Here is a 9,685-nt window from a genome sequence, read left to right as displayed (position 1 = left end):
AACTCGGAAAAGAAATTTAAAGAGGGGGGTGACAAATGTCTATGATTTCTACAGTTCATAAAACCGGTCTGAAAACTCAGTGTAAAGATGGTGTTCGTTTTTGCATAAGAAAGATTGTAGGGAAATGAACGATGAGGAAATCGAATATTGGAGAATAAACGTATTGGAGAAAAACATAGAGGGGAATTCCACTGAGTGGCATAGGAGAGCTCTTCTAACTATGCAAAACCCTGTTAGAAGAGAAATTCTGATGCTTCTTAAGGAAAAGGCTCTATCAATAAAAGAAATTACAGATAATTTAGAACTAGACGAAAAAATTGTGCAGTTCCATCTTCAATATCTAAAGCTAACATATTATATAACAATAGAAGAAAACATAGTAGACCTAACACCCTTCGGAGTGGTGTACATAAAAAACGTAATAAGATAAAAAGCATTAACACATTAAAGAAAGGTCAAGATTACTCCAAACACTTTAGAAATGAGTATAGACGAAGTAGGGTGGACTGTTTGGAAAGGAAAAATTATAGAGAAATGAGTGACCAGGAACTTGAAACCTGGAAACAAAAATTGGATGAGAGCGGATTGGTAAAAGGTCCGACCGAGGCCCACAGAAGGGCTCTTCGTGCTATGCAACATCCAATTAGGCGAGAAATTCTAACAATGCTCAAAGAAAAAGCTCTAACAATAGAGGAAATTGCAAATCATTTGAATATAGACGAAAAAACATTAGATTTCCATCTTCAATTCCTCAAAGACATCTTCTTTATTACCGTAAAAGAGAATATAGTAGACTTGACACCTCTCGGAGTTGCATACACAAGACATGTAATCCAATAAAAATTTAAAAAAGAATTGAAAGACGCATTAATAGATTTAGGATCATGTTTGGAGAAGAGTTAAATGTCCGAAATTGAAAAGATTCACAAGTATATAGATGAACACTTTGAAGACCACATTAAAAGAATACAAGAATACTTGAGGCAACCAAGCATCTCCCAAACAGGGGAAGGGATGAAAGAAACCGCAGAAATGACACGCGACTACCTAAAAGATATGCTGGATGCAGAATCCACAATTGATAGCACCCCCGGTTATCCTGTGGTCTTTGGAAAACTCAAATCTAAAACTAGTGGCCGTTGGATGTTTATCTATGGAATGTATGATACCCAGCCCGTGGAGCCTCTGGACGAGTGGACATCACCACCATTTGAAGCAAATATTGTTGATGACCGCATAATAGCAAGAGGCGCACTTAACAGTAAGGGCCCTTTTATAGCCACGCTCAACGCCCTTCAATCAGTTAAGGAAGTCACTGGGGATCTGCCTTTTAATTTTGTTTTCGGTGTTGAGGGCGAGGAGGAGCAGGCAAGCATCCATTTACCAGACTGGGCTAAAAAGAGGGAAAGTGAGTTAAAGCGATGCGAAGCTATGGGTATGTGGATTCCAAGCCAAGCCATTCCGGGAGCACCGCCAGCTCTACTTCTTGGTCTTAAGGGCATTGTGTACATGGAGCTGGAGTGTAAAACAAATCCCAACGACGTTCATTCCAGCATGGCCAATATTCTTCCTAATCCTGTTTGGCGACTGATTTGGGCTTTGAATAGCATGCGTGGGCAAGATGAGGTCTTGATTGAGGGATTCTATGATACTGTTGAGCCGCCTTCTCCTGAGGATTTAGAGCTGGTTGACAAGTATTCCGAATTGCTGGTTAAGGCTATGACCGCAAGCTACCAGGTTGAGAATTATCGCGGTGAGAATCTTAAGGCGATGGCTAGAAACCTGATTTTTAAACCATCACCTGTCAACATTGATGGAATAGTTAGCGGGTGGATCGGTCCTGGAACAAAGACCATTACTCCTGGTAAAGCAACCGTCAAGATTGACATTAGACTGGTTCCAAAAATGACCACAGATGAGGTCATTGATCGAGTTAAGAATCATTTAAAGAAGCGGGGCTTCGAGGACCTCAAGATGCGGGTTCTAGGTGCATATGAATGGGTAAAGGTTTCTGTTAGGGACAAGATTAGTCAAGCAGCAATAAAAACTTTTAAGGATCTCGGCTACGATCCGGTTGTGATGCCGATGTTACCTGGGAGCGCTCCCTTCTACCTTTTCACCAAGCCGCCATTTAACATGAAATTTATTATGAGCAGTCCCGGGCATGGCGGTAGGGTTCACGCACCTAACGAGTATCTAATGGTTGATGGAATAAAAGACTTCGAAAAATACATAGCGTCATTTCTCTATAACTATGCTGAAACCTGAAAAATTGTAATTCTAATAAAATATGATTTTTATCAAAAAAGTGTTAACTGCATATGAAAGGAGGTTTAATTGTATGGGTCTTAAAAATTTTAGAGAGTCAAGTCTTTGTTTGGTGAATGGTAATTTTATAACCTTGAATCCGGGTAAACCCAGAGCGGAGGCGGTTGCTATCCATGATGGGAAGATTATTGGGGTTGGCACTAGTAAGGAAATGAAATCGCTTTTTGATAATAAGGTGAAAACAATTGATCTTAAGGGTAAAACAGTTCTCCCAGGATTTACGGACTGCCATATACATATTTTGGGTTTCGGAGCCATGCTAAACATGTTAGATTTAAAGGGAGTGAAGTCAATTGAAGATATCAAGGAAAGGTTAAGAAGAGAGGCTCAAAGAAAATCTAGGGGAGCGTGGATAGTAGGGCATGGTTGGGACGACTCTACTCTAGCTGAAAAACGACTACCTACAAGATGGGATCTGGATCAAGCCGCTCCTGATAATCCAGTTACTCTTATGCGTGTTTGCGGTCATATCAGTTGTGTTAATAGTAAGGCCTTAGAACTGGCAAAAATAAATGCGGAAACAGAATCTCCTGCCGGAGGAAAAATCGATAAAGATTCGGAAACTAATGAGCCCACTGGTATAATGCGTGAAGCTGCGGGGTTTATGATACTCAACTTAGTTTCTTTAGGAGACGAAGACTACGCATTAGCTTTAAAACTTGCCTGTGAAGAGGCTGTAAGCAAAGGACTAACATCAATACACTGTATGCCAATACTTGATCAGGCTCAAGAATTCCAAGGAAGAGTTTTCCAAACATTGCTAATGCGAGGCGAACTCCCATTGAGAGTGTACCTCCAAATTCCCGAAGCCTGTCTATCCAGTATAATGGACCTTGGCTTTTACACAGGATTCGGAAACCCCCGATTAAAAATTGGAGCAATCAAAATTATTCTTGATGGCAGCCTCGGAGGACGCACCGCAGCAATGCTTGAACCATTTAGTGACGACCCTGAAAACCGAGGTATCCTGATTTATGATGAGCAGAAACTAGGTGAGATTGTTAAGAAGGCTCATATAGCGGGCTTCCAGTTGGCAATACACTGCATAGGTGACAGGGCAGCAGGAGTAGCATTAGACGCTATAGAAGAAGCCCTGAGGGAGAAGCCGAAAGAGGATCACCGTCATCGTATCGAGCATGCTTCGGTTCTGAACAAGGAGCTTATCAAACGAATGAAAAAGTTGGGAATTGTAGCTTCAGTGCAGCCTCCTTTTATAGTTTCAGATGGGAGATGGATGCTTGATCGCGTAGGCGAAAAGAGAGCCCAGTATGTCTACCCTTTCAAATCAATGTTGAAAGAAAGGATTAAATTGGCTGCGGGGTCCGATTGTCCCGTAGAGTTCATGGCTCCATTACCGGGAGTACAAGCTGCGGTGTTAAGGGAAGTAACCCCAGAATATACCTTTATTCCGGAGGAGAGAGTATCCGTTGAGCAAGCTATTCGAATGTACACTTTAGATGCAGCGTATGCTTCATTTGAGGAAAACATTAAGGGTTCAATTGAAATCGGCAAACTGGCAGACATGGTGATACTTTCAGATGATCCAATGAAAATCCCACCCAACAAAATAGGTGAAATAGAGGTAGAGATGACCATTGTCGGTGGAGAAATAGTATACTCTAAATAATACTGAAAATTTGTAGCGGGTTCAGTGTAAATATCCATTCAGTATAAATATCTGTAGATTAAATTTTGTGATATAAAGGGGAGGTGGTGGGAAATCTTTTTTAGAAACCGTAGTCGGTGACAATATAGCTCCGTTCAGTACCGATACTGAAAATATTGAATTTTTTACCCTTGGGTGTTTGTACGTCAAGTTTCAGCAAAGGATAGACGTATATAGGATATTCTGGCTTTTCGCCACCTTTAGTCGCTTTTTTCTCCAAATCCTTAAAAATCGATTTGGCCTTGTTCATTTTATCATTTACATCCTTGTTGAAAAATCCCAGCTGTGGAGTGAGTTCCTTTTCGGTAAGACTATTATAATCTCTTAACTTTATTCCTTCAATGTTTGCGAATTCTTTGTCTATCACCTTTGCCAAATGTTTTTCGAATTCTGGTCGAAAGAACAGTTTAGGAATAATCGCTGGCTTAAACGGTACAGGAGCAATAATGTATTCAAAAAGTGTACCAGTGCCTTTGCACCCTTTACAAGGATTTTTTGCCTCACCATGACACTTATCACAATCAACTTTCCCGGCACCATCACAATAATCACAATTTATTGTTCCAACACCACCGCAAATATCACAATTATAAGGCATTTCAATATCAGTTCTCTTTCCATCCGTTATAACCTTCAATTTTACATAAAGTTTCTTTTCACCTCTACAAGCATCACAAACAAGATTCCCCTTTCCGTTGCACTTCTTACACATTAAAATCCCTGAACCTTCACACTTATCACAGGTAATATAACCCGTACCTCCGCAATCAGTACAACTGGTTTCTTTAATCGAAGAGTATAGAGGAACAAGATTCTTATCTTTCCATTCCGTCATATCCACTTCCTTGCCACTGAAATCATAGAAGGTCGCTTTTGCCAACTCGTCAATGTTGACCACCTTCTTTTCAACATCCTTAGTTATAGAAGGATCTACCCTCGAATGAAAGAAAAACACTGCATGTTTCTCCACGTTCTTAACGGACTCCGCAGCAGAAATATTAGACCTTTCAAACTTAACCCGCTTAATCGAGAACAACTTCTCTAGCTTACCCAAATCGGCACGCGCCAGCCAATTTGCGAAAACATCATCACTGTTAGGAGATTTCATGGACATAAAAAATACACCTCTCAAAAATTCGGTATAATATCTAATAAACAAAATCTGCTTAAAATCTTTACCAATAATTAAAAAATGTGGCTCAAAAAGAAATCGAAAATCGAAAAAATAGGGGAAGCCCCCTGCATAACAATCCAAATCAATATAATGCCAGATCCAGCACTCTACCACAATTACATTTGCGTTCTTTCGGAATTCTTTCCAGGGCAGTGTATAATAATTTTCTAACATTAGCTATGTTTTCTCTCATACTTTTTACCACAGCAGCAGCGTTGACCGGTCTTAAACCATAAACATCTACATCAGTAGGCATTGAAATGTTCACCATGCAAATCTCTGCTTCTTTTGCTAACGCACACTCGGGATAGCAGGTCATTCCTACAACTGAAAATCCCTGACCCTTGTAGAAGAGGCTCTCCGCTCTTGTGCTGAACCGCGGCCCATTTATACAAACATAGGTACCTTCTTCCCATATTTTAAGTCCCAGCTCATGGGCGGTGTCAATAACCACCTTGCGGAGTTCTGGACAGAAAGGATCTGCGAATTCTACATGGCCCACGACTCCGCCTTCAAAGAAGGTATCTTCCCTTTTTCCAAAAGTTCTGTCAAATACTTGTGTTGCGACCACAAATTCTCCAGGCTTTATGGTCTCGGGTTGTAAGCTTCCACAAGCGGCGGGGGAAACGATTCTTGTGACCCCTAGGCTCTTGAAAGCCCAGATGTTAGCTCGATAATTGACGGCATGTGGAGGGATGGCGTGATGCCTTCCATGTCTTGGTAGAAAAGCCACTTTGCGCCCTTTTACCAAGCCAATTATAACATTGTCTGACGGGGCTCCATATGGAGTATAGACTTTGATTTCTTTGGGCTTTTCAAATATTGCGGGGTCATAGTTTCCCGTTCCTCCTAGGATTCCAATTTCTACCGGTAGGAATTCTTCTACTTCTTCTTTGGAGACACCAATTGGTACAAATACGACCTCCTTTCTGGTCATTTGAATATCCTCCTATTTTTTGTTAACTTTAATTGGCAACTATTTCTGTCTTTGTTCTTATTCTTTGGGATTTATATATTTATAATATTAATTATTCTACTACTCATGAATTAGACTCCTTCTAAACTGGTATGCTAATTTTGCGTATCCCATTTTTTCCCAGAATTGGTGTGCTTGAGTTCTGTGAAAATCGGATGATAACTCGATTACCTTGATTCCTTCCTTTTTCAATTTTTGTTCCACGAATTCTACTAGCTTTTTCCCAATTCCCTTATTTCGAAACTGTTCCTTAACTATCAGATCTTCAATAATTGCTACCTTGCCACCATGGAAAAACGTCCATCTTTTGCTAATGGCAATAATTCCAATTATTATTTTTTCTATATAACAGTATATTTCATAGTCTTCATTTTTTGTGTAATGCTCCAAAACAGACTGTACATCGTCAGAATTAATTGAAGCATTAGGCCAAAGTTCTCGGAACAGCCGAAGATAATCAGCTAAATCTTCTATCAGTAATTTTCTTATCATCCACACTTCTCCTGCTAAGGGTGACGAGTGGAACAAATCACCCAATTAGTATTTATTTGTTTTTGAGTTGCCTTTCCAGATTGTATGGTGGTTCAATGATCTGGTTTTCGGTTACTATCTTGGAAACATATTTCGCGGGAGTAATATCGAATACAGGATTTTTAACCTGATCTGTAAAATAAAGTCTTAATATTTGGAACTCTTGTGTTTCCTCGTTATACCCCTTTACATGAGTTATCTCCCTAGAATCTCTTTCCTCTATCTTGATGTTTTTAATTTTTTGATTAAGATCTATTGAAGTTGTCGGGGCTGCTACAACGAAAGGGATATTATTTTCATGTGCTAATACCGCTAGCGTGCGTGTACCGATCTTGTTTATAACATCGCCATTTGATAGTATTCTATCAGCACCAACCAGCACAATTTGGACATCTCCCCTGCTTATATAATATCCCGCAGCAGCGTCTGCTATAATGTAATGTTCAATATCCTCCTGCGTCAGTTCCCAATCCGTTAGACGCCCTTGCAGCCAAGGCCTTGTTTCGGTTGCTAATACAATGAATTTCTTATTCTGGTAGTGAGCAAATCTTATTATGCTCAGGGCAGTTCCATAATCCACTGTTCCTAAGGCTCCAGTATTGCAGTGTGTTAGCACCCCTATTCCCTCTTTGATTAGGTTTCTGCCTAAAAGTCCAATATTTTTACATGCCTTAGCATTTTCTTCCGCTATTTTTTGAGATTCTCTAAGAGCGATTTTTACACATTGGTGAGAGGTTTCTGCTTGTTTCATAGCCCCCAGCATTCTTTTAACCATGTTGTGCATATCCACCGCTGTGGGACGCGTATTAAGAAATTCCCGAGTTACTTCATCTAGATGCTTCCAGAATTTTTTTATTTCTAAATCTTTAAATTCTATGGCTGCTTGTGCTAACCCATATGAAGCAGCGACACCGATTGCCGGGGCTCCTCTAATTTGCATTTTTCGTATTGCTTCTACAGTCTCCCGATAATTATTTGTCTTATGTACTCTGAACTCAAAAGGTAATCTGGTTTGGTCAATCATGTTAATTGTTTGGCTTTTCATCCAAATATTGCGACAGTCCACGGTTTTTCCATCTATCTTAACCTTCATTTAAACACCCTAAAGCTCCCAATAAAAATTAAAAACTTGAATAAAATTAGTCCTTCTCTGCTGTCTTTCTATGAACTTTTCCAGGATATTCATCAGTAAATTTGCCCTTCTCAAATACTAGAGTCCCGTTAACTATAACATATTCTATTCCTTCGGATAATCTATTTGGCTCTGCTATACTGGCGCGATCTATTATCCTTTCGGGATTAAAAACGACACAATCAGCATACATCCCTTCTCTAAGAATACCTCTATTTAGAATTCCAAATCTTTGAGCGGGAAATGAGGTCATCTTTCTTATGGCTTCTTCAATGCGTATAAGCTTTTTCTCGCGAACTTGGTGACCTAAAACTCTGGCAAAGGTGCCATAATATCGGGGATGCATCATTTCACCCTGCGAGGTGGCTACAGCTCCATCAGAACCCACCATAGTTATTGGGTGTTTTGCTATTTCGTCAACGTCCTCCTCACACATCCAATGTAGTAGAATTCCCAATGATATGCCCTCAGACTGAATTAGATCGCAGACTGTGTCAATTATCTCCCTCTCTCGCTCTTTAGCTATTTCTAGTATTGATTTACCTCTGTATCTTGGATTACTGGGATTTGAAAGAACCACTGTGCCCCAATCCTCCTCGTTAGAAATACCTATCACATCGCCAGCAACTTTAATATATTTTCTTAATTGCTCTCGAACATTTGAATCTTTCAATTTTTCGGTGATACTACCCAAACCGTCTTTAAAAAGCCAAGGCGGGAAAAGAGAGTGTAAAAAGGTCAGAGCAAAAGTATAAGGGTAGAAATCAGCAGTCACATCAAGTCCTTCCTTTCGAGCATTCTCGATTAGCTCCAACCTTTTACTAGCATTCCCCCAGTTTCTCTTTCCTTCACATTTAAAATGAGAAATCTCTAATGGTACATTGGCTTTTCTCGCTATCTCTACAGCCTCTTGTATAGCTTCAATTCCTGTGTCCCCCTCCCCTCTAATGTGCATAGTAAATATTCCCCCATACTTTGAAACAACTTTACATAGCTCTATCAACTCCTCGTTCTCCGCAAATATTCCTGGAATGTATATTAGACCAGCTGAGAGACCAAAGGCACCCGCCCGCATACTTTGCTCAGTTAAACGTTTCATTTCTTCAAGTTCATTTTGGGTTGGTTTTCTTTCCTCAAGACCCATAACAGCTATTCGAATAGTGTTGTGCCCTACAAGTGGAACCACGTTAATGGCTACTCCCACCCTTTCTAAAAAATCAAGATATCCACCAAAACTTGTCCAAAATTCTGTAGGATCCCCTTTAAAATTAGGAGCCACAAGTGTAAGCAAATCACGTACAGTTTTTTTATTTAGAGGCCCCGCAGAGATACCACAGTTCCCAATAACATTCGTTGTCACTCCTTGACTAATATAATTTAAAGCACTTCTATTCATTAATAAGGCGGCATCCGAATGGGTGTGAACATCAATAAAACCAGGAGTTACAATAAGACCTTTTGCATCAATAACTCTTTCCGCTTTTGTGGATAATCTTCTATTAATCTCTATGATTTTTCCTTCTTTAATGCCAATTTCACCTCTAAACCATGGATTTCCAGTTCCATCTATGATTCTTGAATTCTTGATAACTATATTCAATTTAAAACATCTCCAAGCTTTACTCTAACCAAGTAATGTTAGGCACATTCCTATCTAAAATATATAATAATTGTTGTCTAACAAAATTATTTTATTTCTACTATTTTAAAAATAAAATGTAATGAAACAATAGAAAAATCCTGTATGTAATAGTACGTATATTTGAATTAGTCAAACTCTTCTGGATCTCTTGTAAATTTAGAAAGATTCTGGGTAGTAAATCTTTTAATAATATTTTTTTCAATAGTGTTGTTGAACAAACTTAAAAATCCAAAAAG

At 39.4% G+C, this 9,685-nt stretch carries 9 protein-coding genes; 4 read left to right on the top strand and 5 right to left on the bottom strand.

Annotation, left to right across the window (positions count from 1 at the left end; all coding sequences use genetic code 11):
• Nucleotides 1–100 precede the first annotated feature (100 nt).
• The 4 genes from ACUVXA_RS00975 to ACUVXA_RS00960 all read left to right on the top strand — a co-directional run bounded on the left by ACUVXA_RS00975 (nucleotide 101) and on the right by ACUVXA_RS00960 (nucleotide 3,955).
• Entirely contained in the window at nucleotides 101–430 is a 330-nt protein-coding gene (locus ACUVXA_RS00975) for an ArsR family transcriptional regulator (protein WP_445869358.1), read from the top strand.
• Nucleotides 431–510: 80 nt separating this feature from the next.
• Nucleotides 511–840 (top strand): ArsR family transcriptional regulator, encoded by a 330-nt coding sequence (locus ACUVXA_RS00970; RefSeq protein ID WP_445869357.1) that lies wholly within the window; start codon nucleotides 511–513, stop codon nucleotides 838–840.
• A gap of 63 nt (nucleotides 841–903) precedes the next feature.
• A complete protein-coding gene (locus tag ACUVXA_RS00965) occupies nucleotides 904–2,268 on the top strand; it encodes a M20/M25/M40 family metallo-hydrolase (protein WP_445869356.1) in 1,365 nt (454 codons plus the stop codon).
• A 73-nt stretch (nucleotides 2,269–2,341) separates the two neighbouring features.
• Nucleotides 2,342–3,955, top strand: a complete 1,614-nt coding sequence (locus ACUVXA_RS00960; RefSeq protein ID WP_445869355.1) for an amidohydrolase — start codon at nucleotides 2,342–2,344, stop codon at nucleotides 3,953–3,955.
• Nucleotides 3,956–4,055: 100 nt separating this feature from the next.
• Here ACUVXA_RS00960 and ACUVXA_RS00955 read toward each other — a convergent pair whose 3' ends face one another.
• The 5 genes from ACUVXA_RS00955 to ACUVXA_RS00935 form a co-directional block, all read right to left on the bottom strand.
• On the bottom strand, nucleotides 4,056–5,108 hold the full coding sequence (locus tag ACUVXA_RS00955) for a hypothetical protein (protein ID WP_445869354.1): 1,053 nt from the start codon (nucleotides 5,106–5,108) through the stop codon (nucleotides 4,056–4,058).
• Between the two features lie 142 nt (nucleotides 5,109–5,250).
• On the bottom strand, nucleotides 5,251–6,105 hold the full coding sequence (gene mtnP / locus ACUVXA_RS00950) for an S-methyl-5'-thioadenosine phosphorylase (protein WP_445869353.1): 855 nt from the start codon (nucleotides 6,103–6,105) through the stop codon (nucleotides 5,251–5,253).
• A gap of 99 nt (nucleotides 6,106–6,204) precedes the next feature.
• Nucleotides 6,205–6,636: a GNAT family N-acetyltransferase gene (locus ACUVXA_RS00945; protein ID WP_445869352.1), complete on the bottom strand. Its 432-nt coding sequence runs from the start codon at nucleotides 6,634–6,636 to the stop codon at nucleotides 6,205–6,207.
• 52 nt (nucleotides 6,637–6,688) lie between these two features.
• Complete coding sequence (mtnA, locus tag ACUVXA_RS00940; protein ID WP_445869351.1) at nucleotides 6,689–7,768, bottom strand: S-methyl-5-thioribose-1-phosphate isomerase; 1,080 nt, start codon at nucleotides 7,766–7,768, stop codon at nucleotides 6,689–6,691.
• Between the two features lie 46 nt (nucleotides 7,769–7,814).
• On the bottom strand, nucleotides 7,815–9,407 hold the full coding sequence (locus tag ACUVXA_RS00935; protein ID WP_445869350.1) for an N-acyl-D-amino-acid deacylase family protein: 1,593 nt from the start codon (nucleotides 9,405–9,407) through the stop codon (nucleotides 7,815–7,817).
• Nucleotides 9,408–9,685: the final 278 nt, after the last annotated feature.

This window comes from Candidatus Jordarchaeum sp., assembly GCF_052745115.1.
Note: the sequence above shows the minus strand (reverse complement) of the source record. Positions and strands in the feature narration are given on the sequence as shown.